Genomic DNA, 17,320 nt, shown 5'->3' with positions numbered 1-17,320 from the left:
TCGTCAGCGCTCGTCATGGCACGTCGTCGTCACTGCGATCAGCGTCGCGACCGTCGGCGAAGTACGACGCGCTGAGTTCGCCGATGCGTTCTCGTAGCTCCGGACCGGCACCTTCGAGGACGCACTCGCCGTGGTTGAGCACATATGCGCGATCGCAGAGTTCCAGAGCGAGATGAACGTGCTGTTCGACGAAGAGCACAGCCATGCCCTCCGACGCGACGGACTTGACGACCTCAGCCAGCCTGCGCACGACGCCGGGCGCGAGCCCCGTCGTCATCTCGTCGATGAGCAGCACCTTCGCGTCGAGCGCGAGGGCGCAGAGCAACGCGAGCAACTGCTGCTCCCCACCCGACAGGAGACCGGCCTGCCGGCCGCGCAGGGCCCCGAGCGCGTCGAATCGCTCGTACACGTCGTTGACGGCGCGGCGGGAGCGGGCGCGCAGGCGAAGATTCTCGTCGACCGAGAGTTGACGGAACAGCCCGCGGTGCTGGGGCACGTAGGCCACGCGATACCGCGCGGCGTCGCGCACACCACGAATTCGCCGTCCGGACACCCGCACCTGGCCGGAGAGCGGGGGCAGCGCTCCGCAGGTGGTGTCGAGCGTGGTGCTCTTGCCGGCCCCGTTCGGGCCCAGCAGGGCGACGATCTCCCCCGCGGCGACGCTCAGACCGAGCTCACGCACGACCGGCACCTTGTGGTGGCCGGCCGTGAGACGGTCGAGTTCGAGGGCCGGCGAAACCGTCATACCGCAGCCTCCGTCGCCGTGATCGATTCGCCGATGTAGGCCCGCACCACGTCCGGGTGGCGCCGAACGTGCTCCGGATCTCCGGAGGCGATCACCCTGCCCTCCTCCAGTACGTAGATCCGATCGCAGATCGCGAGCACCAGTGCCAGGTCGTGTTCGATGAGCAGCACGGCGACTCCGTCGGCGGCGATCGACCTCAGCCTCTCGCCCAATCGGCGGCTCTCGAAACTGTCCAGTCCGGCGGCCGGCTCGTCGCACAGCAGCACGCTGGGGCGACCGGCGAGCGCGCGAGCCACTCCGACGAGTTTGCGCCGGCCGCCGCTGATCTCTGCGGGCCGCTTCGCCGCCATGGCCTCGATACCGAGGAGCCGCATCGCCCACGCGGAGTCGGCGTCGGACGCACCGCGGCGGCGCGCTCGACGAGCGAGACGACGTTCAGCCACCCGGACGTTGTCGAAGACGTCGAGGTCCTCGAACAGTTCGCCGCTCTGCCAGGTGCGGCCGAGCCCGGCCAGATAGCGGCGGTGGGCGTTCACGTGGTCCAGTCGCAGCCGGCCCACCTCGACCGATCCCTCGGAACGCGCGAAGCCGGTCAGCGCGTCCAGCAGCGACGTCTTTCCCGCGCCATTGGGTCCGATCAGGCCGACGATCTCCCCGGAGGCGACCTCTAGCGAGACGTTGTCGACCGCGACGACACCGCCGTAGCGAACGGTGATGTTCCGGACGTGCAGCCCGGCCGTCACCGTGGGATCGACGGCTGTCGTCGGCAGGACCACGGTCCTCTCCACCGAGGCGGTGTGCGGTCGCAGCCGGCGTTTCAGCCTCGAGATCAACACGCGCGTCGCGTCACTGACGCCGTTCGGGCTCTGGATCGCCATCAGGATCAACGAAAGGGCGGAGATCGCGGCCCACTTCGCCCCGAGATTCCAGTACTGGCCGATCCACCCCACCAGAATCCCGCCCGGCACGAGCAGACCGGCGTACAGCGCACCACCGACGCCGGTGATACCGCCGATGTAGGCGTACACGAGCAGCGTGATGCTCAGGAACACGCCGAAGGCGTCGGCCGAGACCGCCTGGGTGTCGTAGGCGAGCAGGCCGCCGCCGAGGCCCGCGACGAAGCCCGCGATTCCCAGCGCCAGGATCTTCGTCCGCACGACGTTGATGCCGACGCTCGCCGCGGCCTGTTCGTTGCTGCGAACGGCGAGGAACCTCCGGCCGAGCCGACCGGCGATCGTTCGTGAAGTCAGAGCGCAGACGACGAGCAGGACCGCGAGCACGGCGTAGACGAACTGCAGCCGGCCGATGTGCGTGCCCACCTGCGAGCCCAAGTCGAGCGGACCGATCGAGGGCGGGGTGACCTCCACTCCGGTCCCGCCCGACTCGGCGTTGTTCAGGACCAGGGACTGCACTGCGGCCGCGCCGGACAGGGTGACGACGGCCAGCTGTGCGCCACGCACCCGTAGCGCCGGCATGCCGACGAGAACGGCGAGGACCGCAGCGACGAGGCTCGCCACCACCAGACCGAGCGGAAACGGCCAGGAGTCCAGGTACTTCGCGAGCGTGAAGGCCGCGATGCCCGCCACCGCGAGTTGCCCGAGCGAGATCTGACCGACCAGACCGACGAGCACCACGAGTGACAACGCCAGCACCGCGTACACCATGCTGGTCGCGAGACCGAGCCGAAGCGTCGGAGTGAGGAAGACGGCCAGGACGGCGATCGCGGCGCCGAGTACGGCGATCGTGCGGAGCTTCATCGCGGGTGGTACCCGAGGGAGCGGGTCGAGCACGAGTCCGGCCCGGGTGGGCAGGCTCCGGCCCCGCACGACGAGTACGAAAACGATGACGAGCAGCGGCACGGCGTCCGTCGCTCCACCGGTGGACAGCCAGGCCGGCCACCACGACTTCGTCGGGACGAAGGACAGCAGACCTTGCACCAGGCCCAGCGCCAGGCCGGTCAGCGCGGCGGGCACGACGTGAACCAGCCGGCCGACGAGCATCGCCGCCAGCCCTGGCACGACCAGCAGCCCGACCGACAGCGAATTCAACGGGCTGATCGACGCGGCGACGATCATCACGGACGTGGTGAGAGCGACGCCACCGGCGACGTTGGCCACGCCGAGCCAAGTCGGAGACCAGCGGCTCAGCGTCAGCGCGACTTCGTCCTCACGGAGGGCGGTGGTCGCCAGACCGAACAAGGTCCGGCGGTACACGAGCGACACCGCGAGGGTCAGCACGAGCACGAAGCCGGCTATCCAGAGCCGGTCTTCGGGGACGCTGAGACCTCCGAGCCGGATCGGAGTGGTGGGAAACAGCGGGGGCACGAAGCGGGACTGCTGCCCGAAGTGGTCGGTCAGCAGGCCTTCGAGCAGCGTGAGCAGTCCGAGTGACGCGATGATCTTCGCGGCCAGCGGTGCGCGCCGCAGCGGCCGGAAGACCAGCAGGTGGGTCGCGGCGCCGAGAGCCGCGGCCAGCAGCAGGGCGACGATGAACGCCGACCAGACCGGCACCGGCCCGCCGAGCGGGATGCTCGCGGTCGTGAACGGCAGGGGCAGCACCAGGTGGCCCGAGGTGCGTAGTTCGTCGTAGGCGAATGCTCCCCAGAGAGCCAGCGCGGCGTGCGCGAAGTTGATCGTGCCGGTGCCCTTGTAGGTCATGACCAGCCCCGCCCCCAGCGCGGCGCCGACGGCGCCTGCGCCCAGTCCGAGGAGGGCGAAGACCAGGTACTGCTCCACTATTTCGTACTGGCTAGTGCGGCCAGGTCGATCGGCTTGTCGCCGATCAGGGTCTGCGTCCCGTCGGCTTGCACCTGCAGCGCGATGTAGTAGCGGCCGCACGCACCGCCGGGCTGAAGCTTTGCCGTGCAGTCCAGCGGCGTTCCGAGTACCTCGCGGCCCCGGAAAGTGCTGAGCGCCTGGTTGACGGACGCCTGCGTGATTTCGCCGCTGATGCCCTTCAGAACATCGGCGAACGTCATCACCGTCGAATAGCCGTAGGCCACGTAGTTCGAGTCGAGGTGCTGGTCGAGACCGGCGGCCTTCGTCACGGCCTCGTATTGGCTGAAGTCGCTCTCGAGCCGCGGATCGTACTTCTCCGCGGAGGCTCGGGAACTGTAGGGGAACAACGTCGACGAGGTGTACACGCCGGCGGCCTGAGGGCCGAGTTGCCGGAGGAACTGGGTGCACGAGCCGGCCCAGAGCACGCCGCTCCACCCCAGCGATTTGGCGGTGCGGACAGCGTTCGTGCAGTCGTTCTCCGACAACGAGAAGATCAGGGCGTCCGCGCCTTTGGCTTTCGCGGCGGTGACCGCCGCCGTGACGTCCGGATTGGCCGGAGCGACCAGGGACAACGAGATCTGGACGCCGTACGGCGCGAGGACGGCCTGGAGGCCTTTGAATCCTTGCGACACGGCCGGCCCGAAGTTGGGGAGAATGACGACGGCGTTGCGGATCCCGATCAGTTTGAAGATCGGGCCGTTGGCGGCGGTGGCGATCGCGACCGGCGGCGTCATGATCGTGCTGTTCGGGTCGGCGCTGACGGCCGGCGGCGCTGTCACGCCGAACAGATGCAGTCCCGCCTTCTGGTAGATCGGCAGAGCGGAATCGAGCCCACCGTCGTCACCGTTGAGTACGGCGAGAACCTTGTGGGTGACGAATTGGTTGGCGCATCTGGTCGACGCCGCCGGTGTGCCGTCGGTCGCGCACAGATCCAGTTCGAGGGGGTGGCCGTTGACGCCGCCGTCGTGGTTGAGGCAGTTGGCGGCCGCCCGGGCCATCGCGGAGACCTCGGGGAGCGCGAAAGCGCCCTGGTCGGAATTGACGAAGCCGACGCGGATCGGCGCGCCGGTCAGTGCGCTCGAACACGAGGTGCGTGCGTCCCCGGTGCCGCTGTCACCGCCACATCCGGCGAGCGCCAGGGCGGCGGCCATCGTGAGCGCGATCCACGCCGTGCGCAGGTGGGCGGTCATCTGATCTCCTCGTGGATCGGTGCCCATTCCCGCGGCGGCTGCTGCCCGAGCAGGCTGCGGACGAAGTGGTCCCAGAACGTCATCCGCGCGTAGGGGCCGATCGTGTAGTGGTCGACGCCCGGCCAGATCTTGAAGTCGAACCGCTTGCCCGCCTGGATGAGCGCGTCGGCGAGAGCGAAGGTGTGGTCGACGGTGGCGTTCTCGTCGATCTCGCCGCACGCGAGGAGCAGATCGCCCCGCAGTCTGTCGGCGAGCGGGACGTTGCCCAGGCCCCGGTATTCCTCGGAGCCGCGGTATTCCTCGGGGCCCAGGTGCCAATCCCAGGAGCCGTACCGCATCTTGCGCGGGTCGTGGACGCCCGCGCTGCTGACGGCGGACCGGTAGAAGTCGGGGAACATCAACAGCAGGCGCGCCGCGTTGTAGCCGCCGTAGGAGTGGCCGACGACGCCGACGCGCTCGAGGTCCAGCGCGGGGCACTCCCGTGCGAGGGCCGTGATCACCGTGACGTGGTCCTCGAGACCGCGGCCGGTGTGGAACTGCTGGAACGTCCACTGCCGGAAGGCGCGGTCGCGGCCGGGAGTGCCGCGACCGTCCAGCATGACCGCGGCGAAGCCGAGCGCGTTGTAGCTCGGCAGGTTCACCTGGCGGCTGGCCATCGCGCTGCCACCGACGAAGGCGTGCGGCGACTGCGTCGTCTGGAACCCGCCGTAGACGTCCTCCACGACCGGGATGCGCTGAGGGTCGTGCGGCTCGGCGGGCAGCGAGTAGACCCCCCACAGGTCGGTGACCCCGTCGTCGGCCTTGACGCGGAAAGCCCGCGGGACGACGTAGCCGGCATCGAGCAGGCGACCGATGTCAGTTCGCTCCAGCTCCAGAACGATCCGCCCGCCGTCGTCGGCGTCGCGTAGTGCGATGACCGGAGCGTCGCTCACCGTCGACCGGTGGTCGACGAAGAAGCGCCCGCTCGGGCTGATGCTCCGGGTGGACGGCTTGCCCCGCCCGAACACCAGGCGGAAGAACTGCGGCTCGGGTGCGACGAGTTCGTGGTCCATCGGCTCGGGTGTGAGCAGCCGCTGCGTGCCGCCGTCGAAGCCGGCGCGGTAGACCCGCCGCCAATACGGGTTCCAGCCGTCGTCGGCACTGCCGGCGAGGTAGGTGATCTCGCGGCGCTCCGCGTCGACGTGCAGAAGGTCACGGACGACGAGTTCGCCATCGCTGATGCGGTTCTTGCACGCTCCGGTCACCAGGTCGTAGAGGTAGAGGTGGCCCCAGCCGTCGCGCTGCGAGAACAGGATCGCCTCGCCGGTCGCCGGCAGCACCCGGACGAGCGGCAGGCTGTAGAGGAATTGGTTGGCCTCGTACAACGGCCTCTCATCGACCACGAGGACGTCCCGGCGCTCGCCGGACTTCACGTCGACCTCGACCAGCGCCGCGCGGGCACTGCCCTGACGGCAATGGAACAGGTAGAGCCGGCTCTCGTCGGCGGACCAGGTGACCTCGGTGCTGCCGTTCATCCTCAGCAGGGAGGCGAGACCGTCGGCGACGTCGATCTCGGCGCGGTCGCCGGTGTCGAGGTCGAGCACGCGGCACTCGGCCGGGGCGGGCTCGCCTTCGTCCTCGAGGTGGACCCTCCACTCGTGGCATTCCGGACGCGCCGCACCCGAGCGGGGCACGTTCTCGGTCATGTGTCTGACCCGCATGCTCCGCTCGTCCGTACGCATCGTGAGCACGCGGCGGCCGGACGGGGAATGGACGGTGCCGAGCGGCGGCAGGTCCAGGCCCGCACGTGTGAACGGCACGAACATGTTGCTGTCGGAGGGCAGCGCGCCCCAGGCGAAGCCGGGCTCGCCGTCGGACGTCACCGGCGTTTCGGTCTCGCCGTCGACGAGCCACAGGTCGTGGTTCCGTCGGCGCAGTCCGCGTCGGTCCGGAGCCCACAGCACGCCGGGACGCGCCTCGGGTGGGGCCGGGCCGACGCCCAGTTCGGCGAGGCTCGCACCCACCGTCCGCACCTCGGACACGGGGTCGACCAGGACGAACTGCTCGCCGTCGGCCGCCTGGCGGCGGTACCAGAAGGCGTCGCCGTCCCCGGTCCAGACCGGGTCGACGCGGCGGTTGCGCAGGAGCGTCGGCAGCTTCTCAGGAGCGAGGGCGGCCGCCTGCTGATAGCGCTCGAGCAGGGTTGGCATACGCCGAAAGTACGGCCGCGGACGGGCCCGGCGCGTCGTGCATCTGTTGAGATCCGGTCCGCCGGTGCCTCGACGTCTGTCGAGAGAGGAGGTGGTGACGGCGGAGTCGTCCGGGGACGACTCCGACCGACGTCGAACGTCGACGGCAACATTTTTGACGGTGGACGCTAGGCGCCGAACACCACGAGCAGCAACGCTGAAGGCAGCCCGACGACGCATCAGGAGGCTCGATGGTCACGCTGCGCGACGGCCGGAATGTTCAGCTCGAGGAGTACGGCGACCCGGCCGGGGCTCCGGCGCTGTGGTTCCACGGCGCGTCGTCGAGCCGGTTGGAAGGTGCGTTCCTCGATGCTCCGGCACGCGAGTCCGGCCTGCGACTCGTCGCGCTCGATCGTCCGGGGACCGGTGGCTCGGATCCGCTTCCGGGCCGGTCCGTCACCGGTTACGCCACCGACGTCGTCGAGGTGCTCGACGCTCTGGGGCTCGAGCGGGCCGCGGTCGGCGGACTGAGCAACGGCGGCATGTACGCGATGGCCATCGGGTTCGAGATCCCGGCCCGCGTGCTCCGGGTGGTGCCGGTGAACCCGACGACTCCCGTCGCCGACGCCGCGGCGAAGGCAGCTCTGTCGTTCGGCGCGCGGATGACGTACTCGTTCATGGCGCGCAAGCCCGATCTGGTGGCCAGGCGGGCGGCGACGGCGGCCGCACCGGGCCGGTTCGCCGCTGCGGTCGCGCGGCGGACCAACCCGGACGCTCACGTGTTCGAGAACCCGGCGACGGCCGCGGCCTGGGCGACGAACAGCGCCGAGGTCCGACGCCAGCCGGACAGCGGCTACGTCGCTACGGAAATCGCCATGGCGACCGCGCCGTGGGGCTTCGACCATCGGGCCGTGTCGGTGCCGGTGAGCCTGGTCAGCGGTGAGAAGGACGCCGGCCTCGGCTACGCGGAGGTGTGGGCCCGGGAGTTGCCGCAGGGCCGTCTGGTGGTCGTACCGGGCGGGCACAACGGGATGCTCGCGCCGGACGTCGCGCGCCGGGTCGCGGACCTGCTCTGCGGCCGTCCGTGACGGCTCAGCCCTTCCCTTCGGCGCTGTGGGCGCCGGTCATGAGTGCGGCGAGGTCCTCGGGCGCCAGGAACGACGGTGGCGGAGGCGGGCCCCAGTTGTAGAGGCCGCGGGCGCCTTCCCAGGTACCGGGGGTCCAGAGCGCGTCGTCGACGATGCAGTCGAGGTCGGAGTAGTACTCGGAGAAGTTGCCCGCGGGATCTTTGAGGTACCAGAAGAAGTTGGAGCCCACGTGGTGGCGGCCGAGTCCCCAGACGTGGCGGCCGGGATCTTTCTCCAGCAGGGCGGTCGCTCCGCGGCCCACTTCGTCGACGTCGTCCACCTGCCAGGACGTGTGGTGCAGGAACTGCACCGGCGCCTGCTGCACGAGGACGTTGTGGTGGTCGGTGGAACAGCGCAGGAACGCCGCGAGACCGGGCACGGTGTCGCTGACCTTGAAGCCCAGGCCCTCGGTGAAGAAGCGCTGGCTGGTTTCCTGGTCGGTGGAGCCGAGCACGACGTGACCGAGTTTGCGGGGGCGGACGGGACCTTCGCGCAGGACGCCGTCGGCGCGGGTGGAGGGCCGGTCGACGCGTCCGGGGCCGTTGTACCGCGGGGCGGGGAGCTCGGGCTGGTCGATCCGGGGTGCGATCGAGACCTCGACGCGGGTGCCGGTTCCCGGATCGGTACTGCTCACGGTGGTGTCGGTCCGCTCCACCGGAAAGTCGAGGCGCTCCAGCCCGGCGGCGACGCGGTCCAGGTCGTCGGGGTCGTCGGCGCCGACGCCGAGTTCGAGCAGGCGCCGCCGGCCGGAGTGGGTGATCCGGAGTTGCTCGCCGCCGTCGGCCGTCGAGAAGAGCTCGGCGTCACGTCGGAGTCCGAATTCGGCGTAGTAGGCGGCGGTCTCGGCGACGTTGGGGACGCCGAGCGTGATCGTGGTCAGGCGGTGCAGGGGCACGTCAGGACTCCTTCGTTGGAGCGACCACTTCGGATACGGGTCAGCCGGCGACGAAACGATGGTTCAGGTCGCCGATTCCGGCGACGGTGCTGATCAGTTCGTCGCCCGCCCGCAGGAATCGCGGGGGCTTGCGCGCCATGCCGACACCGTGGGGGGTACCGGTGAAGATCACGTCGCCCGGTTCCAGTGGCAACACGGCCGACAGCCGCGCGATCAGTTCCGGTACGGAGAAGATCAGGTCGGCCGTCGTTCCCTTCTGGACCGATTCGCCGTTGACCGCGCAACCGAGGTCGAGCGCGTCCGGGTCGAGTCCGCCGGCGCGGAGTTCGTCGATCGTGACCAGCCACGGGCCCATCGGGCTGAAGCCCGGGAACGACTTCCCGAGGCTGAACTGCGGCATCGGACCGGCGAGTTGCACGGTGCGCTCCGAGAGGTCCTGGCCGACCGTCAGCCCGGCGACGTGGTCCCAGGCGTCGTCGGCGGCCACCGCGTCGGCCCGCCTGCCGACGACCGCGACCAGTTCGACCTCCCAGTCGACGGTTTCCCCGGCCAGCACGATCGCGCCACGGGGACCGGTGATCGAGCCGCGGAACTTCGTGAACACCGGCGGCTGGTCGGGAACGGCCACGCCGGCCTCGGCCGCGTGGTCCCGGTAGTTCAGGCCGATGGCAAACACCTGGCCCGGCCGGGGTACCGGCGCACCGAGCTGTTCCGGTGCGAACGACACCGTCTCCCGCGCCTCCGGACCGCCGGCCCAGGCCCGGAACTCGTCCCACCGGAGGAAGACTTCCTGCGGGTCGGGACCGAACTCGCCACCGCTCGCCCGCGCGACGTCGACCGCTCCTTCGTCGAGGAACAAGGCCAGTCGGCCGTCGAGGTTCCCGATGCGCATGCCGTCTCCTCCGTTGAGCTGACCCCATGGTGGCGCCGGATCGACGTCAAAACAAGATTTTATCGAAATTTTTTGGGAGTGTTGGATGCTCAAAATGATTTCGGCATTCCCGTGCTAGGGTCGCCAGCTATGACCGGGCCAGCCGAGACACGGAGTAATGCCGTCTTCGACCAGCTCCGCGCAGATCTGCTCGCCGGGCGTCTCGGGCCCGGGTCCAAGCTCAAGCTCGCCGTACTCGGCGCCCGGTACGTCGCCAGCCTGTCGGTCATCCGCGAGGCGCTGAGCCGCCTGGCCGAGCAGGGCCTGGTGGTCGCGCACCCGCAGCGGGGGTTCAGCGTCGTCACCCTGAGCCCGAAGGACCTCAACGACCTGACGAACACCCGGATCGACGTCGAGACCCTCGCCGCGCGGCGCTCGGTGGAGCACGGCGATCTCGCCTGGGAAACCGCGGTGGTCGCCGCCCATCACGCGCTTGCTCGCACTCCGATACAGGCGGCGGACGGCGACGTGAACGAGAACTGGATCAGCGCCCACCGGGAGTTCCATCGCGCACTCGTCGCGGGTTGCGGGAGCCCGCGGCTCCTAGGAATCGCCAACGCGCTCCGGGACGCCGCCGAGCTGTATCGCGTCTGGTCGCGCTCGCTCGCGCACGACGACGACCGCGACATCGGCGGCGAACACCGCGCCCTGATGGACCTGGCACTGGCCCGCGACGCCGAGGGACTGGCGAACGCGCTGGCCGCGCACATCCGGCACACCACCGAGGTCCTGCTGCGCTACTCCGCGGCGGCCGACAACGACAAGGCCTGAGCCCGCGGCACGGGAGCCCCGCGTCGCCGCCGGACGGTCCGCGGCCAGGTGACCCGTCCCGCCACGGCCCACCGCCCCTGGACGATCGGTCGTGCCGGCGCAGGTGACGACCCCGCCGGCCGCGGGCGACCGGCTCAACCGGCGCCGTACCCGCGGGCCCGCATCACGCCGACGACACCGGACCGGCCGCCGGTCAGGGCCACATCACCGCGTCGTCCGGCTCGATCTCACCGGCGCGTTTCCGGGCGTGAGCGGCGAACATACGCAGCGTCTCCGCGTCGGGAACGAGGACGGTGGTCGTGCGGCGATCGTCGTCCGACGGCCGCTTCGACACCTGCTCGGGGGCGCGGGCCGAAACGGCCCCGCTCGCGCGCCACTCGCCGGTGGACACCAGAACCCGCTGCACGAACGGCGAGGGGTTCTCCAACTGCACTCGGCATCCTGCCGCGGCACAGGAGGACCAGGCCCCGGCTACGGCGCGGACCCCGCCGACGTCGAGGAACCGAATTCCGGCCAGATCCAGTACGACCGCGCGCGGTGCTCCCGACGCGAGGACTCGGTGCACGGCGTCGGTCAGCTGTGACGCCGAGGTCCGGTCCAAGTCACCGGTCAAGGCGATCCGGGCGCCGTCGACCTCCTGATGCGACACCGCCGTGGTCAGCGACGAGCCAGAAATCCCGTCCGGGTCGAACGAAGCGTGGTACATCGGGGTGATCCCGTCACGTCCTGCCGACGCGCGCCCTACCGTTCGAAGGCCACGCCAACAGCTTCGAACAGTAGCCGACCGACGAAGCCGACGGTAACGACCGCTGTGCCCCGCCCCGCTGACTTCCGCGGCGCCGCCGGCCCGATGCGCTGCGTCGCCGCCGCCCCCGGAACCCGGACGGTCACGTCACGGCGGCGCAGCTCGACACCACGTCCCGACCGGCTACAGTTCAACGAGCTGACGCGGCTTCCGAACCGAGGACATTCGGTCGACGCCACGCGATGGGACGACCGCGGTATGGACGCACCACGCTCCCCACGGGATCCCCGTGATCCGTCGCTCACGATCACGATGACGCAGACCGCCGTCGAGGAGATGCGGCTCGCGGTCACCGGCGAACTCAGCCGAACCACCAGTGGGCAATTGATCGACGCCGTCGACCACGCCCTCGCCGCCGTTCAGCCCCGAACGATCCAGGTCGACCTGGCGGAACTTTCGGACATCGACGCGGGCGGGTTGCGGATCGTCGGCCTGGCCCGGCAACGCTGCGCCGCGGCCGACTGCCGGCTGCAGTTGCGCAACGCCCGGCCGGCCGTACTACGCCTGCTGCGGATCGCCGGTCAGTGGCACGAGACGACCGACACCCAAAATTCCTCCGCGACCATCGAGCGCCACGCCGCGCTGACGCGTCAACTGGCCCACGACCGCCGGATGATGACCATCCACGTCAACAATGCGGCCGCGCTGCATGCCTCCGCGCAGGAGTCGACCGACCGTGCTCACGCGATGCGCCGCTACAACGCGGCGCTCCGCGCCCGCGTCGCCGCCCGCCGCAGGCGCGGGCCGGGCAGCGACGGTTCAGCCGGGTAGCTCGCCGGTGCGGTGAGACTACGGACGCGATCCCGGGCTCGATGGCGACCACGAAGGGGCCGGTGCGGGCAACACGCCGGTGTCCACGACCTCCTGCGCGATCAGCCGGAGCTTGACGTTCCGATGCTGTGAGACCTCCCGGAGCAGACCGAAAGCGGCGTCGGCGGTGACCTTGCGCTGCGCCATCAGCACCCCGATCGCCTGATCGATCACCGCACGGGAGCGCATCGCCTCACCGAGTTGCTCGGCCAGGTCGCGGTGACGGAAGTACGCCGACGCGACCTGACTGGCGTTCCCGGCCTGCGCGGCGATGATCTCGCCGAGCGCGACGGCCTCGCCGGTGAACGTGTCCGGGTTGCGGGAGTACAGATTCATCGCGCCGAAGTTCGCTCCGTCCGCATGCAGCGGAATCGACACCGAACTGCTCGCGCCCAGCTTGACGGCCCGCTCGGTGTAGGCCGGCCAGCGGGTGTCCTGGCTCAGGTCACGGATGCGGAAGAGGTTCCCGGTGCGACTGGCGTCCAGGCAGGGTCCTTCGCGTTCGTCGAACTGCAGTTCGTCGAGTTCCTGGGCCCACGCATCGCTGAACGCGACCGCGGAGGGACGGCCGTTCTGGAATGTCGTGATCGACGTACCGTCGGTTCCCGGCACCAGGCGCGTCGCGATCCGGGTGATTTCCTCCAGCGTGCCGACGAGGTCGCCCTGGCCGAGAACGACCGCCGTCAGTGTGGTCAGCTCGCGTAGCTGGTCCTCGGAAAGCTCCATCGCTCCGTCCCTTCCCCAGACGTCAAGCCGAGACGTCGTGTCACCGCGTGCACTGCCCTCCCCGGCGGACGCGAAACCACCGCTCGCCGAGCAGCCCAGGAGTCTGGCTGCCCGTCGCGAAAACGGATGTACGCCGGCCCGGAGTGACCGCCAGACTGTCGTCGTGAATCGTCGCGAAATTGAGCAATTCGAGCGCGACGGGTACGTCGCCGTGCGGGGCGCGATCGCGCCGGAGATCGCCGCGGCCTGCCGGGACGAGATCTGGAACGCCCTGGCCGGCTCCGGCGTCACCCGCGACCCGGCGAGCTGGACCCATCCCGTCGTCCTGGTGCCCTGCCCCCCGGGCAGCCCGTTCGTCGCGGCCGGGACGGCGCCCGCGCTCGGCGCAGCCTACGACACGTTGATCGGTCCCGGCCGCTGGGGACGCCGCCAGGGCGTCGGCGGCATGGTGCCGGTGCGGTTCCCGTCCGAGGAGTTCCCGGGCGACTGCGGCTGGCACATCGAGGGCAGCTACGAGGTCGGCGGCGAGTACTGGGCGAACGTGCGCTCCCGGGCCCGTGGCCTGCTGGCGCTGTTCCTGTTCACCGACGTGGGCGACGACGACGCGCCGACCCGGCTGGCACTCGGTTCGCACCTGGCGGTTCCCCGCCTCCTCGCGGACGCCGGAGAGACCGGGAAGAACACCGACGACGCCCTGTCCGGGCTGCGGCCATCGGTGCTGTGCCGCACCGCGACGCACGCCACCGGGCGCGCCGGCGACGTGTTCCTGTGCCACCCGTTCATCGTGCACACGGCGACCTGGCCGCACCGCGGCCGAGGCCCGCGGATGATGGCGCAGCCGGCCGTGTACGTGGAGGACGGGTTCGCGATCGACGGTTCGGACCTCTCGCCGGTCGCCCGCGCGATCGTCGCCGGTCTGGGCGACGACTCCTCTTCGTGCCGGAACTGACGCCGAACGCTACACTGCAACCGCTTGCTGCAACTCTGCAATCGATGCTTCCTCCGATGCTGCGACCACCTCCGAAGGAGCAGGATGGCTGTCACTCTGGCCGACGTCGCGGCCGCCGCAGGCCTCTCCGGTTCCACGGTCTCGCGAGCGCTCTCCGCCCCCGACAAGGTCAACGCGGCCACTCGTGAACGGGTGGAACGGATCGCCAGGGAGATGGGGTACGTCCCCAACCACAGCGCCCGGTCACTCACGTCCGGCCGGACCGATCTGATCGGGCTGATCGTGCCCGACATCGCCAATCCGTTCTTCCCGCCGATCATCAAAGCGGTGCAGGCTCGCGGTAGCCAGCAGGGCAAAACGGTGCTGATCGCCGACGTGGACGAGCGGCCGGCCGACGAGGTGCCGCGGGCCCGGCTGATGCGTAAGCAGGTCGACGGCCTCATCATCGCCTCGCCGCGGACACCCGACGACGCACTCGGCGAGCTGGTCTCGCTCGGACCGGTCGTCTTCGTGAACCGGGCCGTGCCGGGTGCCGCCAGCGTCGTCATCGACGAGGCCGGTGGGATGGAGCAGGCAGTCGAGCATCTCGCGGCCCTCGGGCATCGCTCCATCGCCTACCTCGACGGGCCCAAGCGCTCGTGGTCGAACGCTCGACGCAAGGCGGCCGTCCGGGAGGCGTGCAGCCGGCTCGGACTCGAACTGGTGGAGTTCGGCCCCTTCGAGGCGCAGGTCCAGTCGGGAGTCCACGCCGCAGACCTGGTGATCGCCCGGGCGATCACCGGGGTGATCGCCTACGACGACTTGATCGCCTTGGGGGTGATGGCGAGGTTGACCGAGCGCGGCGTGCGAACGGGAGCCGACGTCAGCCTCATCGGGGTCGACGACAGCCCGATGTCGGCGATGGCCTATCCGACGCTCACGTCGGTGCACGTGCCCGGCGACGCGGCCGGGGCAGCGGCGGTCGACACACTGCTCGCCGTCATCGACGGTCGGCAGGACGAGGGCGCGGAGCACGTCGTCCTCGACTCCCGGCTCGTGGTGCGCAGTTCCACCGCGCCGGTGCGGACGCCGGGGCGCAGCTGAACTCCCCCGTTCAGCTGCGCCCGGCCGCGGTTACCGGCTGATCGTCGGCTCGGCCCCGTCGAGCAGGGCCGCCGACGTGGGCTCCAGCAGCAAGCGGGCGTGCGGCGTACGACGCAGAACGGTCGCCGGGCAGGCCGGGCCGATCTCGTCCGTGAGGGCGGCCCGAACCGCCTGAGCCTTCCTCTGCTCGGGCACGCACACCTGAACGCGCTCGGCGGAGAGCAGTGCCGGGATCGTCAGGGAGATCGCCAGCTCCGGAACGCTGCGGGGATCGGGGAAGTGTCCCTCGTCGACCTGCTGGCGCCTCGATTCGGCGGTGAGTCGGACCACTCGGGCCCAACGCTCGTCGTCGAAGTCGGCGTCGCCGGGCTCGTTGAAGGCGAGGTGGCCGTTCTCACCGATGCCCATGCAGACCAGGTCCAGTGGCGCGGCACGAAGCTCCTGCTCGTAGCGGTCGGCGACGGCCCGCGGGTCGCCTTCGCCGCTGAGGTAGTGCACTCGGGCGGGGGCGAAGCGTTGCTCGATGCGCTCCCGGATCCAGCGCTGGAAGCTGGCCGGATGCCGGTCGTCGATGCCGACGTACTCGTCCATGTGGAAAACCTCGACCCGGTCCCAGGGGACGCGCTCGTCTGCGAGCGCGTCGGTGAACGCGTACTGCGAATTGCCGGTCGCGATGACGACGCGGGCCTGCCCGCGTTCCTCCACCACGTCCCGGAGGAAGCCAGCCGCCAGGGTGGCAGCGGTCGCTCCCATCGCGTCCTCGCTGTCGTGGACTTCGACGGGGAGCTGATCGGCGGTGAAGCGGGTGACGAGCGTCATGGTGTCCTCTCCGATCCCACGGGTGGGGAGCGTGTGCCCTCGCAGGCTATTGCAAGCGCGTGCAGCATATGCATTAATCTTGCAGCAAGCGGCTGCGCGGCTGCGCCCACCGACTCGAGGGACAAGTCATGACTCGCATCGTTTTCATCGGGGCCGGCAGTGTCGTCTTCACCCGCCAGCTCGTCGCGGATCTCCTGCGGTTCCCCGACCTGCCCGAACTGGATCTGGTCCTGCACGACATCGATCCCGCCCGGCTGGAGGTGGCCCGCGGCACCGCCGCACAGCTCTCGGCCCGCTTCGGCCGCCCCCTCCGCGTCACCGCCACCGTGGATCGACGTACGGCGCTCGACGCTGCGGACGTCGTGGTCGACATGATCCAGGTCGGCGGCATCGACACGACCAGCGTCGACATCGAGCTGCCGGCCTCATTCGGACTGCGGCAGCCGATCAGCGACACCACCGGCATCGGTGGCGTCTTCCGCGCGCTGCGGACCTTCCCCGTGCTGTCGGCGATCGCGCGGGACATGCGCGAGCTGTGCCCGGACGCGCTGTTCCTCAACTACACCAACCCGATGGCGATGAACATCTGGTGGTTGTCCGTCGTCTCGCCCCAGCTGCGCGCGACCGGCTTGTGCCACAGCGTCTACTGGACCGTGCACGACCTGTGCGCGCTGATCGGGGTGCCGGTGGAGGGCACCCACTTCCGGGCAGCCGGGGTCAACCATCAGGCGTGGCTCTACGAGTGGAGCCGGGACGGCGAAGATCTCTACCCGCGCCTGCGCGACAAGATCGCCGCCGACCCGGAGCTCGAACGCCGGGTGCGCGTCGAGATCTTCCGCCGGATCGGCTACTACCCGACCGAGACGAGCGAGCACAGCGCGGAGTACCTGTCGTGGTTCCTTCGCTCCGACGAGCAGATCGAACGCTTCCGCCTGGTGCCGGGCCAGCATCTGGCCACCGCGGAGCAGAACCTGGCTGAATTCCGTGCCGCGCAACGGACGCTGGCCGAGGGCAAGGAACTCGAACTCGACGCCGAAGGCGACGCCGCGGAGTACGCCCCACAGATCATCCACTCGCTGATCACCGGAACCGAGCGCGAGATCCACACGAACATCCCCAATCGGGGATTCATCTCGAACCTGCCGCGGGGTGCGGTCGTCGAGGTGCCGACGAAGGTGGACGGCGCCGGCTTGGCTCCGATCACGGTGGGCGCGATCCCGACGCAGGGTGCTGCCCACAACCGCACCTACCTGTCCGTAGCGGAGCTCACCGTAGAAGCTGCGCTGACCGGCAGGCGCGACGCGGTGCTGCAAGCCATGCTCGTCGACCCCAACGCGAGCTCCACCCTGACGCCGGACCGGCTTGCCGACCTGGTCGACGAGATGTTCAAGGCCCACCAGGTGCTACTGCCGTCGACGCTGGGCGGCGGCGCCGAGCTCGATCTGTCCGACGTGCCCGCCCGTAGCTGACCCGCGCGACCGTCCTGGCGTAGTCGCCGTCCGCGACGACCCGACCCCGTAGGAG

Annotated in this window: 15 protein-coding genes; 6 read left to right on the top strand and 9 right to left on the bottom strand. The window is 70.1% G+C overall.

The annotated features are described in order from the left end of the window. Positions 1–13: 13 nt before the first annotated feature. From ACIBZJ_RS34785 to ACIBZJ_RS34770, 4 genes are read right to left on the bottom strand one after another with little or no spacing between them, the layout of a single operon-like run. Complete coding sequence (locus tag ACIBZJ_RS34785; protein WP_395937349.1) at positions 14–745, bottom strand: ATP-binding cassette domain-containing protein; 732 nt, start codon at positions 743–745, stop codon at positions 14–16. Then, positions 742–3,480, bottom strand: a complete 2,739-nt coding sequence (locus tag ACIBZJ_RS34780) for an ATP-binding cassette domain-containing protein (RefSeq protein WP_395937347.1) — start codon at positions 3,478–3,480, stop codon at positions 742–744. Before ACIBZJ_RS34780 ends, ACIBZJ_RS34785 begins: the two co-directional genes overlap by 4 nt. Then, positions 3,480–4,712, bottom strand: coding sequence for an ABC transporter substrate-binding protein (locus ACIBZJ_RS34775; RefSeq protein ID WP_395937345.1), 1,233 nt, complete (start codon positions 4,710–4,712; stop codon positions 3,480–3,482). The genes ACIBZJ_RS34780 and ACIBZJ_RS34775 overlap by 1 nt, the downstream gene beginning before the upstream one ends. Further along, positions 4,709–6,901: an alpha/beta fold hydrolase gene (locus tag ACIBZJ_RS34770; protein ID WP_395937343.1), complete on the bottom strand. Its 2,193-nt coding sequence runs from the start codon at positions 6,899–6,901 to the stop codon at positions 4,709–4,711. Before ACIBZJ_RS34770 ends, ACIBZJ_RS34775 begins: the two co-directional genes overlap by 4 nt. Before the next feature lie 230 nt (positions 6,902–7,131). On the opposite strand from ACIBZJ_RS34770, the gene ACIBZJ_RS34765 reads away from it, so the two are divergent. Further along, positions 7,132–7,968: an alpha/beta fold hydrolase gene (locus ACIBZJ_RS34765; protein WP_395937341.1), complete on the top strand. Its 837-nt coding sequence runs from the start codon at positions 7,132–7,134 to the stop codon at positions 7,966–7,968. Positions 7,969–7,972: 4 nt separating this feature from the next. Here ACIBZJ_RS34765 and ACIBZJ_RS34760 read toward each other — a convergent pair whose 3' ends face one another. Beyond that, complete coding sequence (locus tag ACIBZJ_RS34760) at positions 7,973–8,902, bottom strand: VOC family protein (RefSeq protein ID WP_395937339.1); 930 nt, start codon at positions 8,900–8,902, stop codon at positions 7,973–7,975. Positions 8,903–8,942: 40 nt separating this feature from the next. After that, positions 8,943–9,794, bottom strand: coding sequence for a fumarylacetoacetate hydrolase family protein (locus ACIBZJ_RS34755; RefSeq protein WP_395937337.1), 852 nt, complete (start codon positions 9,792–9,794; stop codon positions 8,943–8,945). A 129-nt stretch (positions 9,795–9,923) separates the two neighbouring features. Here ACIBZJ_RS34755 and ACIBZJ_RS34750 point away from each other — a divergent pair, with 129 nt between their 5' ends. Next, positions 9,924–10,604 (top strand): GntR family transcriptional regulator, encoded by a 681-nt coding sequence (locus tag ACIBZJ_RS34750; protein ID WP_395937335.1) that lies wholly within the window; start codon positions 9,924–9,926, stop codon positions 10,602–10,604. Between the two features lie 193 nt (positions 10,605–10,797). Here the strand turns inward: ACIBZJ_RS34750 and ACIBZJ_RS34745 are convergent, their stop codons facing one another. After that, on the bottom strand, positions 10,798–11,310 hold the full coding sequence (locus ACIBZJ_RS34745) for an STAS domain-containing protein (RefSeq protein ID WP_395937333.1): 513 nt from the start codon (positions 11,308–11,310) through the stop codon (positions 10,798–10,800). A 297-nt stretch (positions 11,311–11,607) separates the two neighbouring features. On the opposite strand from ACIBZJ_RS34745, the gene ACIBZJ_RS34740 reads away from it, so the two are divergent. After that, positions 11,608–12,180: an STAS domain-containing protein gene (locus tag ACIBZJ_RS34740; RefSeq protein WP_395937331.1), complete on the top strand. Its 573-nt coding sequence runs from the start codon at positions 11,608–11,610 to the stop codon at positions 12,178–12,180. A gap of 18 nt (positions 12,181–12,198) precedes the next feature. Here ACIBZJ_RS34740 and ACIBZJ_RS34735 read toward each other — a convergent pair whose 3' ends face one another. Continuing rightward, positions 12,199–12,945, bottom strand: a complete 747-nt coding sequence (locus ACIBZJ_RS34735) for an ANTAR domain-containing protein (RefSeq protein ID WP_395937329.1) — start codon at positions 12,943–12,945, stop codon at positions 12,199–12,201. Positions 12,946–13,108: 163 nt separating this feature from the next. On the opposite strand from ACIBZJ_RS34735, the gene ACIBZJ_RS34730 reads away from it, so the two are divergent. Together ACIBZJ_RS34730 and ACIBZJ_RS34725 are read left to right on the top strand one after the other, a co-directional pair. Further along, positions 13,109–13,894: a phytanoyl-CoA dioxygenase gene (locus ACIBZJ_RS34730; protein ID WP_395937327.1), complete on the top strand. Its 786-nt coding sequence runs from the start codon at positions 13,109–13,111 to the stop codon at positions 13,892–13,894. An 84-nt stretch (positions 13,895–13,978) separates the two neighbouring features. Next, on the top strand, positions 13,979–14,977 hold the full coding sequence (locus ACIBZJ_RS34725) for a LacI family DNA-binding transcriptional regulator (protein WP_395937325.1): 999 nt from the start codon (positions 13,979–13,981) through the stop codon (positions 14,975–14,977). A 30-nt stretch (positions 14,978–15,007) separates the two neighbouring features. On the opposite strand, the gene ACIBZJ_RS34720 is transcribed toward ACIBZJ_RS34725, so the two are convergent. Next, entirely contained in the window at positions 15,008–15,796 is a 789-nt protein-coding gene (locus tag ACIBZJ_RS34720) for a 6-phosphogluconolactonase (protein ID WP_395937323.1), read from the bottom strand. A 128-nt stretch (positions 15,797–15,924) separates the two neighbouring features. On the opposite strand from ACIBZJ_RS34720, the gene melA reads away from it, so the two are divergent. Next, positions 15,925–17,265, top strand: coding sequence for an alpha-galactosidase (gene melA / locus ACIBZJ_RS34715; protein ID WP_395937321.1), 1,341 nt, complete (start codon positions 15,925–15,927; stop codon positions 17,263–17,265). The last annotated feature ends 55 nt before the right edge of the window (positions 17,266–17,320 follow it).

Source organism: Cryptosporangium sp. NPDC051539, from assembly GCF_044454545.1.
Classification (GTDB): domain Bacteria; phylum Actinomycetota; class Actinomycetes; order Mycobacteriales; family Cryptosporangiaceae; genus Cryptosporangium.
The sequence above is the reverse complement of the archived record's forward strand: the minus strand, read 5'-3'. Positions and strand labels throughout refer to the sequence as shown.